Source organism: Phenylobacterium sp. (assembly GCF_041913825.1).
Lineage (GTDB): Bacteria > Pseudomonadota > Alphaproteobacteria > Caulobacterales > Caulobacteraceae > Phenylobacterium.
Genome location: NZ_JAYSEO010000022.1, coordinates 15025 through 28918 on the forward strand (window position 1 = coordinate 15025; position 13894 = coordinate 28918).

At 70.0% G+C, this 13894-nt stretch carries 17 protein-coding genes and 2 tRNA genes; 17 read left to right on the forward strand and 2 right to left on the reverse strand.

Features of this window, described 5'->3' with window-relative positions; genetic code table 11:
- The first annotated feature begins 56 nt into the window (after nucleotides 1-56).
- From ACE3Q8_RS17430 to ACE3Q8_RS17490, 13 genes are all read left to right on the forward strand, one after another.
- Complete coding sequence (locus tag ACE3Q8_RS17430) at nucleotides 57-1340, forward strand: mechanosensitive ion channel family protein (protein ID WP_374471566.1); 1284 nt, start codon at nucleotides 57-59, stop codon at nucleotides 1338-1340.
- Nucleotides 1341-1452: 112 nt separating this feature from the next.
- The gene (locus ACE3Q8_RS17435) at nucleotides 1453-2046 is read left to right on the forward strand and encodes an SH3 domain-containing protein (RefSeq protein ID WP_374471567.1); all 594 of its coding nucleotides are present in this window, start codon (nucleotides 1453-1455) and stop codon (nucleotides 2044-2046) included.
- 143 nt (nucleotides 2047-2189) lie between these two features.
- A complete protein-coding gene (locus ACE3Q8_RS17440; protein WP_374471568.1) occupies nucleotides 2190-2666 on the forward strand; it encodes a UPF0262 family protein in 477 nt (158 codons plus the stop codon).
- A gap of 7 nt (nucleotides 2667-2673) precedes the next feature.
- Nucleotides 2674-3135 carry a low molecular weight phosphatase family protein gene (locus tag ACE3Q8_RS17445; RefSeq protein WP_374471569.1) on the forward strand — a complete coding sequence of 154 codons (462 nt, stop codon included), beginning with the start codon at nucleotides 2674-2676 and terminating at the stop codon, nucleotides 3133-3135.
- 111 nt (nucleotides 3136-3246) lie between these two features.
- Nucleotides 3247-3465 (forward strand): translation initiation factor IF-1, encoded by a 219-nt coding sequence (gene infA, locus ACE3Q8_RS17450; protein ID WP_111458197.1) that lies wholly within the window; start codon nucleotides 3247-3249, stop codon nucleotides 3463-3465.
- Between the two features lie 5 nt (nucleotides 3466-3470).
- Nucleotides 3471-4058 (forward strand): nucleoside triphosphate pyrophosphatase, encoded by a 588-nt coding sequence (locus ACE3Q8_RS17455; protein ID WP_374471570.1) that lies wholly within the window; start codon nucleotides 3471-3473, stop codon nucleotides 4056-4058.
- Nucleotides 4055-5095, forward strand: coding sequence for a ribonuclease E/G (locus ACE3Q8_RS17460; RefSeq protein WP_374471571.1), 1041 nt, complete (start codon nucleotides 4055-4057; stop codon nucleotides 5093-5095). Before ACE3Q8_RS17455 ends, ACE3Q8_RS17460 begins: the two co-directional genes overlap by 4 nt.
- On the forward strand, nucleotides 5092-5262 hold the full coding sequence (gene yacG, locus ACE3Q8_RS17465; RefSeq protein WP_374471572.1) for a DNA gyrase inhibitor YacG: 171 nt from the start codon (nucleotides 5092-5094) through the stop codon (nucleotides 5260-5262). The genes ACE3Q8_RS17460 and yacG overlap by 4 nt, the downstream gene beginning before the upstream one ends.
- 64 nt (nucleotides 5263-5326) lie before the next feature.
- Nucleotides 5327-5402: transfer RNA gene (locus ACE3Q8_RS17470), tRNA-Phe, on the forward strand.
- 544 nt (nucleotides 5403-5946) lie between these two features.
- Nucleotides 5947-6861 (forward strand): MotA/TolQ/ExbB proton channel family protein, encoded by a 915-nt coding sequence (locus ACE3Q8_RS17475; protein ID WP_374471573.1) that lies wholly within the window; start codon nucleotides 5947-5949, stop codon nucleotides 6859-6861.
- A gap of 5 nt (nucleotides 6862-6866) precedes the next feature.
- Nucleotides 6867-7301, forward strand: a complete 435-nt coding sequence (locus ACE3Q8_RS17480; RefSeq protein WP_374471574.1) for a biopolymer transporter ExbD — start codon at nucleotides 6867-6869, stop codon at nucleotides 7299-7301.
- Nucleotides 7302-7313: 12 nt separating this feature from the next.
- Nucleotides 7314-8018 carry an energy transducer TonB gene (locus tag ACE3Q8_RS17485; protein ID WP_374471575.1) on the forward strand — a complete coding sequence of 235 codons (705 nt, stop codon included), beginning with the start codon at nucleotides 7314-7316 and terminating at the stop codon, nucleotides 8016-8018.
- A 131-nt stretch (nucleotides 8019-8149) separates the two neighbouring features.
- Nucleotides 8150-8226 (forward strand) — tRNA-His (locus ACE3Q8_RS17490).
- Nucleotides 8227-8810: 584 nt separating this feature from the next.
- On the opposite strand, the gene ACE3Q8_RS17495 is transcribed toward ACE3Q8_RS17490, so the two are convergent.
- Nucleotides 8811-10115, reverse strand: coding sequence for an MFS transporter (locus ACE3Q8_RS17495; protein ID WP_374471576.1), 1305 nt, complete (start codon nucleotides 10113-10115; stop codon nucleotides 8811-8813).
- Between the two features lie 129 nt (nucleotides 10116-10244).
- Here ACE3Q8_RS17495 and ACE3Q8_RS17500 point away from each other — a divergent pair, with 129 nt between their 5' ends.
- The 3 genes from ACE3Q8_RS17500 to ACE3Q8_RS17510 all read left to right on the forward strand — a co-directional run bounded on the left by ACE3Q8_RS17500 (nucleotide 10245) and on the right by ACE3Q8_RS17510 (nucleotide 11533).
- On the forward strand, nucleotides 10245-10670 hold the full coding sequence (locus ACE3Q8_RS17500; RefSeq protein ID WP_374471577.1) for a DUF4112 domain-containing protein: 426 nt from the start codon (nucleotides 10245-10247) through the stop codon (nucleotides 10668-10670).
- Nucleotides 10671-10922: 252 nt separating this feature from the next.
- Nucleotides 10923-11171, forward strand: coding sequence for a hypothetical protein (locus ACE3Q8_RS17505; protein ID WP_374471578.1), 249 nt, complete (start codon nucleotides 10923-10925; stop codon nucleotides 11169-11171).
- A 92-nt stretch (nucleotides 11172-11263) separates the two neighbouring features.
- A complete protein-coding gene (locus tag ACE3Q8_RS17510) occupies nucleotides 11264-11533 on the forward strand; it encodes a PAS domain-containing protein (protein ID WP_374471579.1) in 270 nt (89 codons plus the stop codon).
- 6 nt (nucleotides 11534-11539) lie between these two features.
- Here ACE3Q8_RS17510 and ACE3Q8_RS17515 read toward each other — a convergent pair whose 3' ends face one another.
- Nucleotides 11540-12823: a DUF418 domain-containing protein gene (locus ACE3Q8_RS17515; protein ID WP_374471580.1), complete on the reverse strand. Its 1284-nt coding sequence runs from the start codon at nucleotides 12821-12823 to the stop codon at nucleotides 11540-11542.
- A 195-nt stretch (nucleotides 12824-13018) separates the two neighbouring features.
- Here ACE3Q8_RS17515 and ACE3Q8_RS17520 point away from each other — a divergent pair, with 195 nt between their 5' ends.
- Nucleotides 13019-13885 (forward strand): DUF2189 domain-containing protein, encoded by an 867-nt coding sequence (locus ACE3Q8_RS17520; RefSeq protein WP_374471581.1) that lies wholly within the window; start codon nucleotides 13019-13021, stop codon nucleotides 13883-13885.
- Nucleotides 13886-13894: the final 9 nt, after the last annotated feature.

Below are 13894 nucleotides of genomic sequence, written 5' to 3' on the forward strand. Positions count from 1 at the left end.
AACTCCGGCCAAAGCCGAGGCGTTGGCCCGCGGACGTCCACCGCCACAGGCTCCGCATGTTCCAGTCCAACGCCGCCCCGGCCGAGGCGGCTCCGGCCGCCGCCGACGCGGTCCAGCCCTCGCTTGCCGAGCAACTGACCGTCTTCGGCCGCAACGCCTGGCGACACCTCACCCAGCTCGATCCGGGCGAGGCCGGCCTGAACTTCCTGGTCTCGGCGGCGGTGATCCTGGGGGCGCTCGGACTGCTCTGGATCCTGCGCCGCGTGTTCGACCGATGGATCGGCCGCTTCTCGGACAGTTGCCAGGTGGAGGTGGCCGAGGAGGATCGGCGCACGCCGCGGGCGGCCGGCGTCACCTGGGCGCTCATGCGGCTGTTCGTGCTCGGCGCCGCGCTTCTTCTGGTGGTCAGCGTTTGGGGCATCGACCCCTGGGCCTGGATTTCGGGCGAGGCCGGCGCCCGCCTCGTGCGCCTGGCGCTAATCCTGGTGCTGGTCACGGCCCTGGTGGAGGTGGCGGGCTTCGTCATCCGTCGGTTCATCGAGGGCGTCGCCAGCCGCAGCCGCGACGCGCGGCGGGCGAATCAGATCCGCTCGCTCGGACCCCTGCTCACCGGCTCATTGCAGGGCGTGCTGCTGGTGGTGGGCCTGCTCACCTTCCTGTCGGAACTCGGCGTCCAGGTGGGGCCGCTGTTGGCCAGCGCCGGCGTGGTCGGCCTCGCCGTGGGCTTCGGCGCCCAGACGATCGTGAAGGACTTCCTGACCGGCGTCTTTCTCATCGCCGAGGACGCCGTCTCCGTCGGCGACAACGTCCGCATCGGCGACGCCAGCGGCACGGTGGAGGCCATGACCCTGCGGACCATCCGGCTGCGCAACATGAACGGCACGCTGCACATCTTCCCCTACAGCGAGGCGCAGGTGATCCATAATCGGACCAAGGCCTTCTCCTCCTACCTGTTCGACCTGCAGATCGCTTACGACGCCGACATCGACGAGGCGCTGGGCGTGATGACGCGGGTGGGCGAGGAGATGCGGGCCGATCCGGAGTTCGGCCCCATGATCACTCGGCCATTCGAGGTGATGGGCGTCGACAAGCTGGCCGACAGCGGGGTCGTCCTGAAGGCCCGCGTAACCACCACGCCCAAGGACCAGTGGAAGGTCGGCCGGGAGTACAACCGCCGCATCAAGCTGGCCTTCGACCGCGCCGGGATCGGCATCCCGTTTCCCACGGTCCAACTCGTCGCGCCCGCCGAGCCGATCCGCATCGCGGGAGAGGGGCGCGAGGCGCGACGCCCGGCCGAGCCTCGCTCGTTCGATAGTCCGGACGCGCGTCCACAAAGCTGAACAGTTCCTGTCAGCGCGGCCCAAAGGGCGTTCAGGCTCGGCCGTCTAGGGTGGCGTCATGTCGAGGCCGGTCGGGCCTCGCGAAGCAACGCGAAGAAGGACGGAGAGCAAGATGCGGACTTCGAAGATCAACAAGCTGATCGGCGGCGGCGCGGCTGCGGCGATCCTCGCCGGCGCGACCCTGGCCAGCGCCGGGGCGGCCCAGGCGGCTGGGATCGGCGGGGTGACGAACTGCTCGGCCCCCGGCGGCAAGCAGGAAGTCGGCGCCGTGCTCGGCGCGGTGGTCGGCGGCCTCGTCGGCAACAAGGTGGGCGGCCGCCATCCCACTGGCGAAACGGTGGTCGGCGCGGCCGCCGGCGCGGCGGCGGGCTCCGCCATCGGCTGCCAGATGCAGAAGAACACGGCCCGCGAGCACGCCTATGGCGGCACCTACACCCGCGGCGGATACCGGCTGTCGTCGAGCATCGCGCCGGCCAACTACAGCCGGATCGGGGACACCTTCGTGGCCACCCGGACTGTGAACCTGAGGGCGGCGCCCTCCACCGGCTCGGGGCGGGTAGGCTCGCTACGGGCCGGCGAGCGCTTCCAGGCGCTGGCCGAGGTCCGCGGGACCGACTGGATTCTGGTTGGCGAGAACGGCGTCGGCGTGGGCTACGTCCACCAGGCCTATGTCCATCCCGAGGGGCGCCGGTACGCCCGCTACTAGGCGCGCCGACATCCGAAACAAGACGCCCGGCGCAGCCCGCGCCGGGCGTTTTTCGTTTTTGGGCCGCGGGTTCTCGCGGCTGCGGGATGACGCGAACCCCCGGAATGCCATAAAGCTCGCCCACTGCCGCAACGCCGAACCCGATGGCCGAGGACCGCAACAAGCACCGCCTGCAGAGCGTGGAACTGGACGAGGATTCCCTCGCCGCGGTGTCGCGCGACCAGGAGCAGGAGCGGCAGATCGCCATCTTCGACCTGCTGGAGGAGAACTACTTCGTCCCGGAGGGCGCCGAGTCGGGTCCGTACGACCTCCGCATGGGGCTGGTCGAGAACCGTCTGGTGCTCGACGTCCGCGGCCCAGGCTACGAACGCCGCCACATTCTTTCACTCTCGCCGTTCCGAGGCCTGATCAAAGACTACTTCATGATCTGCGAGAGCTACTACCAGGCGATCCGCAACTCGACGCCGGCGCAGATTGAGGCGCTCGATATGGGGCGTCGCGGTCTGCACAACGAGGCTTCGCAGCTCCTGCAGACGCGGCTGAAGGGCAAGATCGAGACCGACCTCGACACCGCGCGCCGGCTGTTCACGCTGATCTGCGCACTGCACTGGCGCGGGTGAGGATCGCGTGCCGTCCGACGACTCTCCCCCGCAGCCGGGCGCGGTACTCTTCGCCTGCAACCTCAACCGGGTGCGCTCCCCCATGGCTGAGGCGCTGCTGAAGCGCCTGATGGGCGACCGCGTCTTCGTGGACAGTTGCGGGCTCAAGCGCGAGCCGGCCGACGCGGACGACACAGCCGTCGATCCCTTCGCGGCGGCCGTGATGGCCGAGCTCGACTGCGACCTCACCCGGCACCGGGCGAAGACCTTCGACGAGCTCGAGGACGACTCCTTCGACCTGGTGATCTCGCTGACGCCGGAGGCGCAGCACCGCGCCGTCGAGCTCACCCGCGGCCGGGCGGTCGAGATCGAATACTGGCCGATCTTCGATCCCACCCTGTCGGAGGGCTCCCGGGAGGCGCGGTTGGCCGCCTACCGCGAAGTGCGCGACGCGCTCGCCGCCCGGATCGCCCAGCGCTTCCGCCGCTGAGCCCCCATCGACCGCAGACGGGCGCCTGCGTTATACTTCCGGCGCTGTTCACGGCTCGCGGCCTCGGCTAAAGGCGCGAGCCGTCGTTTTATTCTCCGTTTGGGAGCCGGCATGGCGAAGGAAGAGCTTCTGGAATTTCCGGGCACGGTCAGCGAGGTCCTGCCCAACGCGACCTTCCGCGTGAAACTCGAGAACGACCACGAGATCATCGCCCACACCGCCGGCAAGATGCGCAAGAACCGCATCCGGGTCTCGGCCGGGGACAAGGTGCTCGTGGAGATGACCCCCTACGATCTCACCAAGGGTCGTATCACCTTCCGCGTCCGCTAGCCGGCTTGGCCGACACACCACCACGCCTGGTGCTCGCCTCGGCCAGTCCCAGGCGCCTCGACCTGTTGCGCCAGATCGGGCTCGAGCCCGACGCCGTGGCGCCCGCAGAGGTCGACGAATCTCCCCTCAAAGACGAAACGCCGCGCCAACTCGCCCTCCGCCTGGCGGCGGCCAAGTGCGCGCGCGTCGCCGAGAGCGACCCGGAGTCGTTCGTGCTCGCCGCCGACACGGTGGTGGCCGTGGGCCGCCGGATCCTGCCTAAGGCCGAGACAGAGGCGCAGGTCCGAGACTGCCTGGCCCTGCTGAGCGGGCGGGCGCACCGGGTCCTGACCGGTGTGGCCGTGGCTGCGCCCGGCGGCGCCCGCGCCGAGCGGCTGGTGGAGACACGCGTCCGCTTCAAGCGCCTTTCCGAGCAGGAGGTGGCCGGCTACCTCGCCGCGGGGGAGGGGCTCGGCAAGGCCGGGGGATATGCGATCCAGGGCCGCGCCGCGGCCTTTGTGCTCGGGCTCCAGGGCTCCTATTCCGGCGTCGTGGGTCTGCCGCTCTACGAATGCGCGAATCTGCTTGGCGGCCTCGGATTTCGACTTCCATGAGCGTGCGCCGCCTCTACCTCGACCGCGGCCTGGGCGAGAGCCGGGGTGTCGTCACCCTCGACGGCCGGCCAGAGCGGCTGCTGATCCGCCGAGATGGCGACGACCCGAAGCTCCGCCTCGGCGCCCGCTGCGTCGCGCGGGTGGCGAGCCTCGAGCCAGCTCTGGCCACGGCCTTCCTGGACCTCGGCGGCGGCGCCGAGGCCATCCTGCCGTTCAGGGCCGACGCCAAGCCGGTGCGCGGACAGACCATCGAGGTGGAAATCCGCAGCGAGCCGCGCCGGGGGAAGCTTCCCATCGCCCGCCTGCTGGGAGAAGGAGAGGGCGCTCCGCGCCTGCTGGGCGAAGCGCGGGACCTGGCCGAGGAACTGCGTGGCTTCGCCCGCGACGCGGATCTGGTGGAGGGCCGCGCCGCGCGCGAGGCGGCCGACGAGGCCGAGGCCGAGGCGCTGGAGGTGCTGCACCCGATCCCCGGCGGGGGGCTGATCGCCGTCGAACCGACCCGGGCGCTGACGGCCATCGACGTCGACCTTGGCGAGCGGAAGGGCGCGGACGCGAAGCGCGTCACCCGGGCGGCGAATCTCGCCGCGCTGGGGCTGGCCGCCCGCCTGCTGCGCCTCAAGGGAATCGGCGGCATCGTCGTGGTGGACCTGGTCGGCCGGGGCCACGACGGCAACGCGCTGATGGCGGCGGCGCGTGCGGCGTTCGGACCGGACAACCCCGGCGTGGCCATCGGGCCGGTCGGCCGGTTCGGCACCATGGAGCTTTCGCTGCCGCGGCGCGTGCGGCCGCTGGCCGAGATCCTGTGCCGCGAGGACGGGCGACTCGCCGAGCGCACCTTGGCCCAGCGCCTGATCCGTCGGATCGAGGCCGAGGCCGCCGCCCAGGGTGGCGCCCGGCTCGTGGCGCGCTGCGCCCCGGGCGTGGAGCGGGAGGCGAGGGCGCTGGCGCCGAAGCTCGCCGAGCGGATCGGCGCCCGATTCACGATCACCGCCGATCCATCCCTGCCGCAGGAGCGACTGGAGGTGTCGGCGGCATGAGCCGGCCCAAGTGTCCGATCTGCGGCAAGCCCGCGGTCGCGGAGTACCGCCCGTTCTGCTCGCGGCGGTGCGCGGACGTGGATCTCCAGCGCTGGCTGAGCGGCGTCTACGCGGTGCCCGCCGTGGAGGACGAGGAGAGTTCCGCCGATGGTTCGCAGGACGATTGAAAGGGTCGCTGGACTTCCGAAAAAGCCTACCCTATAGACGCGGCTCCCGCGTCGGCGGCCCGGCGCCTGGGTAGCTCAGTTGGTAGAGCAGCGGATTGAAAATCCGCGTGTCGGTGGTTCGAATCCGCCCCCAGGCACCACTTCCTTCCAGATGAACCGCCGCCTCTTGCACGCGAGGCAAGCAACGCGGCGCCTTGGCGCCTTTTCGCGATCTCAGATTCAGTTATCCCGGACCGTTTGTTCGACAACGCGGTTCCGTAGAACATTGCTGCGGCGCAACATCAGAATTCCCGGCAGAGTGGAAATACCTCTGAGCTTTTCGCGGGCGCCGATTGTGCAGTGCAGCGCCATAGGCGGGCTGTGGAATTTCACAAGACCGACCAAGCGCGTCTCCCCTTGACGGCTTAATAAGGGGTTGCCAAAGGGTCGCAGCCGCACGTCTAACATAGCGGTAAGACTTCGGGTTCCTTCGGGAGTTCGGGGTCGCCTCGCGCCTTCGAAACGCCAATCTTCCACGAGCAGTTGGGAGTACGCGTTACGGGTCGGGCGTAAGCGACAGCGGCTCTGTCGTCCGGGTCCGGTAAAACGGGTCGGGGCGGCGGGCTTGTTTCAACTAGGGTGGAGACGCTCTCGCGCGACGACCCTCCGGCCAATCGTGCTAGACCAACCAGGAACTGGCGACAGATGCTCGACAACAAACTGAAGACCCCTTTCATCGCTCTCGTTGGCGCGCTGGCGCTGGCGGTGAGCGCGCCGGCGTTCGCCCAGGACGCCGCCGCCCCGGCCGCTCCGGCGGCTGACGCCGCCGCCGCCGCTCCGGCTCCCGGCGCTGCGGCCCCCGCGGCTGCTCCGGCCGGCGATCCCGCCGCTGCCGGCGCCGAAGGCGGCGATCCGCCGACCATGAAGCATGCCGGCAAGCTCGGCATCGGCACCATGTTCATGGACGCCGACCCCGTCGTTAAGGTGATCATGATCGGCCTCGTGCTGGCGTCGATCTTCTCGTGGACCCTGCTGCTCACCAAGCTGCTCGAGTTCCGCAACCTGAACCGCACCACCGACAACTTCCTCGAACAGTTCCGCGGCGCGAAGTCGATCAACGACATGAACCGCATCGCGCTCTCGGAAGAGTTCGACGGCAACCCGCTGGCCGACATGGCCGCGGCCGCCGCCCAGGAGATCGAACTGTCCCGCCAAGCGGGCCTGCAGATCGCCGGCGAGCACCGCGACAACACCATCATGCGCGCCCAGGCCGCCGTCGGCGCGGTGCAGGCCTCGCTGGCCCGCCGCCTCTCCAGCGGCATGCAGTTCCTGGCCTCGGTCGGCTCCAACGGTCCGTTCATCGGTCTGTTCGGCACCGTGTACGGGATCATGAACTCGTTCATCGGCATCGCGAACACCAACACGACCAACCTGGCCGTCGTGGCGCCGGGTATCGCCGAAGCCCTCCTGGCCACCGGCCTGGGCCTCTTCGCCGCTATCCCGTCGGTTATCTTCTACAACTACTTCCAGACCCGCATCTCCGCCTACGGCGCGCGGACGGAAGGCTTTGTGGCTGAGCTGATGAACGCCATCTCCCGGCAGCTCGACAAGGGAGCCTAAGCCACATGGCCGCCAAACTCTCGGGCTCCGGGGGCGAAGGCAAATACCAAGAGGAGCAGAACGCCGAGATCAACGTCACCCCCTTCGTGGATGTGATGCTCGTGCTTCTGATCATCTTCATGGTGGCGGCGCCTATGGCGGCCGTCACTGTGAAGGTGAACCTGCCCCCCGCGGTTGCGCCGCCTTCGACCAACCCTCCGAAGCCGGTCTACATCTCGCTCCAGAACAATGGGCGGATCTTCATCCAGGATTTCCCGTCGGACCTCGCCACCCTCGGCGACGACCTGCGGTCCAACCTGGGCGAGAGCCGTAACCCGACGAAGGAGCGGATCTTCATCCGGGCCGACAAGGACGTGCTCTACGGCGACTTCATGGGCGTTATGAACATGCTGCAGGACAATGGGTTCTACAGCGTGGCCCTGGTCGGCGAAGAACAGTGAGGACGGTGACGCATGGCTGATACGCAAGAAGCCGTCCACGTCCGGCACAATCCCTTCGACGATCCGAAGCCGAAGCGGAACAAGGGCGTCACGATCGCGATCGTGATCTCGATCATCGTCCACGTCGCCGTCGGTATCTATCTCTGGAAGACGCGCTTCGAACCGAAGTACAGGGAGTACTCGGACGAGGTGACGGACGTGGCGATCATCAAGCCGGTGCCGCCGCCGCCGCCGCCCCCTCCGCCGCCCCCGCCGCCCAACACGCCGCCGCCGCCGCCGCCCAAGCTGCAGCCGCGGCCGCCCGTGGCGGTCCCCGACGTGCCGTCGATCCCGCCGCTGCCGGTTCCGCCGGTGGAGCGCCGGATCGAGGAGCCCAGGCCGCCGGCCCCGCCGCCGCCTGAGCCGCCGCGCCCGTCGGTGATCACGCAGCCGGACTGGCTGCGCCGTCCCTCGCCCGAGGACATGGCGCGGTACTATCCGGAGCGTGCTCAGCGGATGGAAGTCGACGGTCGAGCGACCCTGAGCTGCACGGTCAACGCCCGTGGCACTCTGGACAACTGCTCGGTGGCGTCGGAAGACCCCGCGGACATGGGTTTCGGCGACGCTGCGATGCGTCTGTCGCGTCTCTTCAAGATGCGGCCGCAGACCAAGGACGGCCAGCCGGTCGACGGCGGTACGGTGCGGATCCCGATCCGCTTCCAGCTGCCCAAGGGCTGATCGCCTCCAAGGCGTGACACAAGGAAGGCCCCGGAAGCTTCGGCTTCCGGGGCTTTTTCTTTGTGCGGGGGGCGGCTGCGGAGCGCTTGATCCCAAGGGCCGCGCCGACTAGAACCGGGCCCTCGCGAGGCGCCGCCCTAGCTCAGTTGGTTAGAGCGCCAGATTGTGGCTCTGGAGGTCCCCCGTTCGATCCGGGGGGGCGGTACCACGAAGTGCTTGAAAAGGCTCGGGAATTCCCGAGCCTTTTTCTGTGGTCTGACAGTTTTTTTGTAACATTCCTCCTCTGAGATTTGTAACGCGTTGGAAGACGCTGCCGAATCTCTCGCCAAACGAGACCAGGTCCCCCTCCCCAAGGCCGATTCGACGGCAAAAAATTTCCGTCGGAGCGGAAGCTGGTAGGGCCGAGGGGCCTCGGATCGCATAGCGTCTCAGGCTCCCGCAGCACCCTTTGGCGGCGCGTCCGGCGTGGTGCTTCGCTTCCGCGTCAGATTCGAGCGATGTGCTCGCCGCCCTGGGGCTCAGCCATCTATGCGGAAATCGACATAGGCGCGTTCATGCCGCCTGGGACATAGGCGCGCCCACTGGTGTCGCCGGCTGTCCTCGGGAGCTGGTCCAGGTCACGGACGCCCGGAACGGCCGCCACCCGCCGACATCAGCGGCATGGCGATCGATGCCGAAGGCCGCACGCCGCCGCGGTGTCGCGGCGGCAGGGCGTCCGCGACTGATGGCGCCTGGCGGTGTCGAGGGCCAGCAGGCCGGCTCCGCTCGGGCCGCACCGGGCCGGCTGAGACGCTATCCGCCCAGCGGCGCCTCAAGGCGGCGGCGGTCGAGCATGATGAGCGCGCCGGCCAGACCCAGGGCGGTGGCGAGCGCCAGCATGGGAGCCAGGTCGCTGCCGCTGACGTCGCGGACGACCGGCACCAGGTTCTGGGCCGCGAAGCCGCCGAGGTTGCCGATCGAGTTGATGGCCGCGATTCCGGCCGCCGCGTGGGCTCCGAGCAGGAAGCGCGGCGGCCAGCTCCAGAACAGCGGCTGGCCGATGAAGATGGCCGGGGCGGCGATGCAGATCAGCGCGAACTGCAGCCAGGGCCAGGGGGCCATGACGCTCAGCACCAGGGCCGCGGCGGCCACGAACAGGGGCCCTGCGACTCCGATGGCCCGCGCCTCGTGGCCGGCGCGCGTGCGGGGGTAGAGCCACAGCGCCAGCGCCACCAGCGCCCAGGGCGCGATGTTGATCAGGCCGTTGACCGTGTGGCTGACCCCGAAGCCCCGCACGATGGTAGGTAGCCAGTAGCTCAGGCCGTAGGCCCCCAGAGGGAGGCCGATGTAGAGGCCCGCCAGCCGCAGGACCCGCAGGTCGAAGATCGTCCGCCAGGCCGCGCCGTCATGGGCGGGGATCTCGCCGGTGTCGAGGCGGAGGCGCTCGAGCAGCGCCTCGCGCTCGTCCTGCGGCAGCCACCGCGCCTGGCCGGGATGGCTGGGCAGCCAGAGCAGCACGAAGGGCGCGAGCAGGACCGCCGGCAGGCCCGTCGCCACGAACACCCACTGCCAGCCGGCCAGGCCGAACGTCTGGTCGAGGTCGAGCAGGGCGCCGCCGATCACCGCGCCCACTGCGTTGGCCACGGCGCTGGCGACCATGAACAGGCCGACCATCCGGGCGCGGTCCGACTGCGGGTACCAGAGCGTCAGGACGTAGAGCACGCCGGGGAAGAAGCCGGCCTCGGCCGCGCCTAGCAGGAAGCGCAGCACGTAGAACATCGCCGCGTTCTGGGTGAAGCCCAGCGCCACCGTAACCGCGCCCCAGGTCAACATGATCCGCGCGAACCAGGCCCGCGCGCCCACCTTGGCCAGGATCAGGTTGGCGGGCGCCTCGAAGAAGAAGTAGCCGAGGAAGAACAGCGACGCGCCCAGGCCATAGGCGGCTTCGCTCAAGCCCAGAGCGCCCACCATTTCCAGCTTGGCGTAGGAGACGTTCTGCCGGTCGATGTAGGCGATCAGGTACATCAGGCAGAACAGCGGCATGAGCCGCCTGGTGGCGCGGCGCACCGCCCGTCGGCAGGGGTCGGACGCGGCCACGGGCGGCAGGGTCGTGCTCATGCGGCTCCCGGAGATCTGGCCTGGAGGATCACGCGGCTCAGGCGTCCTGTCGAGCGCCCCAGCGCGCGACCTCGGCGACGCGGCGGGGCCGCCAGGAGAACCTCGCGCGCGCCGCGGCGTTGTCAGCGCATGGACGAGGTTTCACGGGAACGCGCACACCGCGCCTGGCGCGCCGCCGACCGGATCCGACGGCTGTCGGACGACATGATCCGCATCGGCCCGTGGGGCCTGGGGCTGGACGGCGTGCTGGCCTGGGCTCCGGGCGTCGGCACGATCTACTCCCTGGGGGCCGGCGGCCTGCTCCTGTATGAGGCGACGCAGTCCGGAGCCTCCAAGGCGACGCTCGGCCGGATGGCGGCCTGGCTGGCGGCCGACAGCGCCTTTTCCGGCGTGCCGGTGGTGGGCTGGGCGATCGACACCTTCTTCCGCGGCCACCGGATGGCCGCGCGGGCGCTGCAGCGGGACATCGAGCGCCGGCATGGCCGTCCCGCCTTGGAGCCGGAGACCGAGCTGCGGCCGGATTCCCTGCGAGACGTGACGCCGGGCCGAACCTGACGCACTCGCCCCAGGGCTGCTGACGTGACCTGCGGCACAGCCCAGCCAGGAAGCGCTCGCTATCGAAGGTTGCAAGCTTCACCTTAATTTCGGATAATGCTGTTCGGGGGCGTGTGAGGAGCAGCAGCTCGTCAATGCCGGACATCGTGAGCGTTTGGGGGACGAATGCGCCCGCGGTCGGTTCATGCTTGGGGATTTGGCCTCTTCCGGAAACGTCGGCGCGCGCCGCGCGTCTCGTCGGTCAGTGAGTTCGTGCAGCGCACCGACAGGTGCGAACTCACGCCCCGCGCCGAGCCGCACCGTCTGCAGGTGGCGCCGGCGCCGTGCAACGATGAGGTGAGCTATGTCACCCCGGCCGCGCGGAACAGCCGCGCGCAGCAGCTTGAGGCCGAGAACCGCCGCCTGCGCGAACTGGTGGGCGACCTCATGCTCGAGACCGAGATCCTGCGGGCGACGCTGCGTCGCTACGCCCCGGAGACCGGAGCCGTCGCCATCCGCTGAAACCCGGCGATCCCCGGCGACTTGGGGGCCGCCATCTGCTAAGCGGCGCGCGGGGGAAATCCGTGCCGCTCAGCGACAGACCTGCACATTGCATGCTGGACCACGACCTGCGGTTCGTGTCCGTGAACGACGTCATGCTGCGCTCGCTGGGCAAGACCCGGGACGAGATGATCGGCCGTGGCTACCTCGAGGTCTATCCGCAGTCGGTGGGGTCTGAGGTGCACCAGGCGCTGGAGCGGGCGCTTCGGTCCATGGCGCCCGAGAAGCGGCGGCTCCACTCGCAGGCGCTCGGTCGCGCCCTGGAGATGGAGATCTTCCCCGTGGCTGGCGGCCTCCAGGTCGCCTTTTCGCTGGCCGGCTAGTCGCCCTCATTCGGCGGGCGCGGCGGCTCTCGGCCCTGCGCGCAGGAGCGGCTGCGGCTTCCACTGCACGAGCGAGCGCCAGGCCCACTCGAAGGGGCCGTATCGGAACTGCGCGAGCCACGGCGCGCTCCACGCGAGGATGAAGGCCCAGACCCCGGCCACGACCCAGAGCAGTTGGGAGCGCGACAGCTCCCCGAAGAGCCCGAGCCCCCAGCCGCCGAACACCGCCGCGGTTATGATCGAGCTCATCAGGTAGTTGCTGAACGCCATCCGGCCGGCGGCGGCCAGGCGCTCCACCAGCCACCGCGCCCAGCCGGCCTGGACCACCAGCAACAGGACGGCGGCGTGGGCGAGGGCGATGAAGGGGCGCGTGACCTGCTGCCAGACCTGCAGCTCGTGCAGGACGAGCGGGTCGAAGCCGCTGCGCCACATTCCCCAGGCGAGCCAGGCGTTGAGCGGTACGCAGACCAGGTAGCCGAAGGCGATGGCCGCCGCGTAGGCCCGGCGGCTCCACCGCAGGGTGAAGAAGCCCGTCCGGAACAGCGCCATGCCGATGAACATCTGGCCGATGGCTTCGGGCACGGCGTCCCAGGGCAGGAAGTAGGTGTAGAACATCCTGAGCAGGCCGAGCCTCGCCTGGACCGTGTCGAGGAAGCCGCCGCCGAAGCCGGCCAGCTCGGCGGACGCCGCGCCGGGCGGCGGTGCGACGAAGCTGCTGGCCTCGCGCCAGGCCGCCACCAGCTCGGGCGAGGCGCCGGGCGCCAGCGCGGCGGACCGCAGGCCCTCGAGTTCTGCTGCCTGCCACAGGTTCTTGCCCAGCAGCGCCAGCAGCACCGCCGCGCCGATGGCGATCTGGATCCGAGGGGAGAGCTTGCGGAACGGGAAGATCACGAGGCCGGCGACGGCGTAGGTGACCAGGATGTCACCGTACCAGAAGAGCACCGCGTGCAGCAGGCCGAACACCGCCAGCCACAGCATGCGGCGGTAGTGGGTCTGCGCCGGCGACAGGCCGCGGCCCGCCGCCGCCCGCTCCGCGATGAGGACGGCGCTCGCCCCGAACAGGAAGGTGAAGAGCGCCCGCATCTTGCCGTCGACCAGCACGTTGTTGGCCGCCCAGGTCCAGAGATCGGCGCCCTCGGCGCCGCCGGCGAACGTCGGGAGGATGTAGGCGAACGACGGCAGCCCCATCGCCACGATGTTCATCAGCAGGATGCCCAGCACGGCGAACCCGCGCACGGCGTCGATGGACAGATGGCGGCCTCCATCGGCCTCGCCCTCGGTCGCGGACATGTCTTGCTCCTCCCGAAGCGCCGGAGGATGCGCCCGCGCCCGCCCCTGTCAACGTCGCGGAACCGTGTTCGTCCGTTCGGCGACAGCGCCGGAGCGCTGTGTTAGCCTCGACGGGTGAGGACTGTGGTGCGTTCGCTCCGGGTCGTCCTCGTGGCCGGACCGCGCCGCCGCCGCCCATAAGACGGGAGCTCGCGCATGGCCGCGCCACGCCACATCGAAAACCCCTTCGAATTCCTCATCGTCGGACTGAGCCGCAGCGTCTCAATGGCCGACCGGGCGCTGTCGACCGGACGGGGGGCGCACGCCGGCCCGCGGCCCGACGTCAGGCGCCTGACCCCGGATGACCTGCGCCAGGCGCTCCGGGAGGGCCTCGCCGATCTCGGTGCGGGGCGGGCGGACGTCCCGTTCCTGGCCATCGTCTACCCCGTCGCGGGCCTGGTGCTCGCCGCACTCGCCTTCCGTTACGAACTCCTGCCGCTGGTCTTTCCGCTGATCTCCGGCTTCGCCCTGCTCGGGCCGCTCGCGGCGGTGGGGCTCTACGAGATCAGCCGCCGCCGGGAGCGGGGAGAGGCGGTGACCTGGACGGCGGTGGGGCAGGTGTTGAGCTCTCCGGCCATCGGCTCGATCATGGCGCTGGGCGCAGGCCTGCTGGCGCTGTTCTTCCTCTGGCTCGGCGCCGCCTATGGCATCTATCAGGTGACGCTCGGGCCCGAGCCGCCCAGGTCCGTGAGCGCCTTCCTCTCGGAGGTGTTCACCACGCCGGCCGGCTGGGCGATGATCGTGGTGGGGATCGGCGTCGGCTTCGTCTTCGCCGTCACGTCGCTGGCGGTCAGTGTGTTCGCCTTCCCCCTGCTGCTCGACCGTGACGTCGGCGTGGTGCGCGCGGTGCAGACCTCCGTCGCCGCCGTGCGGGCCAATCCGGGAACCATGGCGCTGTGGGGGCTGATCGTCGCCGGCGCCCTGGTGCTGGGCTCGCTGCCGGCCCTGGCCGGTCTGATCCTGGTGATGCCGGTGCTCGGCCACGCCACGTGGCGGCTCTATCGCCGCGCCGTCGGGCCCTGAGCCGTCAGA

Coding starts and splice junctions, on each gene's coding strand:
- ACE3Q8_RS17430 (WP_374471566.1), top strand. CDS start 57: ATGTTCCAGTCCAACGCCGCCCCGGCCGAGGCGGCTCCGGCCGCCGCC.
- ACE3Q8_RS17435 (WP_374471567.1), top strand. CDS start 1,453: ATGCGGACTTCGAAGATCAACAAGCTGATCGGCGGCGGCGCGGCTGCG.
- ACE3Q8_RS17440 (WP_374471568.1), top strand. CDS start 2,190: ATGGCCGAGGACCGCAACAAGCACCGCCTGCAGAGCGTGGAACTGGAC.
- infA (WP_111458197.1), top strand. CDS start 3,247: ATGGCGAAGGAAGAGCTTCTGGAATTTCCGGGCACGGTCAGCGAGGTC.
- ACE3Q8_RS17460 (WP_374471571.1), top strand. CDS start 4,055: ATGAGCGTGCGCCGCCTCTACCTCGACCGCGGCCTGGGCGAGAGCCGG.
- yacG (WP_374471572.1), top strand. CDS start 5,092: ATGAGCCGGCCCAAGTGTCCGATCTGCGGCAAGCCCGCGGTCGCGGAG.
- ACE3Q8_RS17475 (WP_374471573.1), top strand. CDS start 5,947: ATGCTCGACAACAAACTGAAGACCCCTTTCATCGCTCTCGTTGGCGCG.
- ACE3Q8_RS17480 (WP_374471574.1), top strand. CDS start 6,867: ATGGCCGCCAAACTCTCGGGCTCCGGGGGCGAAGGCAAATACCAAGAG.
- ACE3Q8_RS17485 (WP_374471575.1), top strand. CDS start 7,314: ATGGCTGATACGCAAGAAGCCGTCCACGTCCGGCACAATCCCTTCGAC.
- ACE3Q8_RS17495 (WP_374471576.1), bottom strand. CDS start 10,115: ATGAGCACGACCCTGCCGCCCGTGGCCGCGTCCGACCCCTGCCGACGG.
- ACE3Q8_RS17500 (WP_374471577.1), top strand. CDS start 10,245: ATGGACGAGGTTTCACGGGAACGCGCACACCGCGCCTGGCGCGCCGCC.
- ACE3Q8_RS17510 (WP_374471579.1), top strand. CDS start 11,264: ATGCTGGACCACGACCTGCGGTTCGTGTCCGTGAACGACGTCATGCTG.
- ACE3Q8_RS17515 (WP_374471580.1), bottom strand. CDS start 12,823: ATGTCCGCGACCGAGGGCGAGGCCGATGGAGGCCGCCATCTGTCCATC.
- ACE3Q8_RS17520 (WP_374471581.1), top strand. CDS start 13,019: ATGGCCGCGCCACGCCACATCGAAAACCCCTTCGAATTCCTCATCGTC.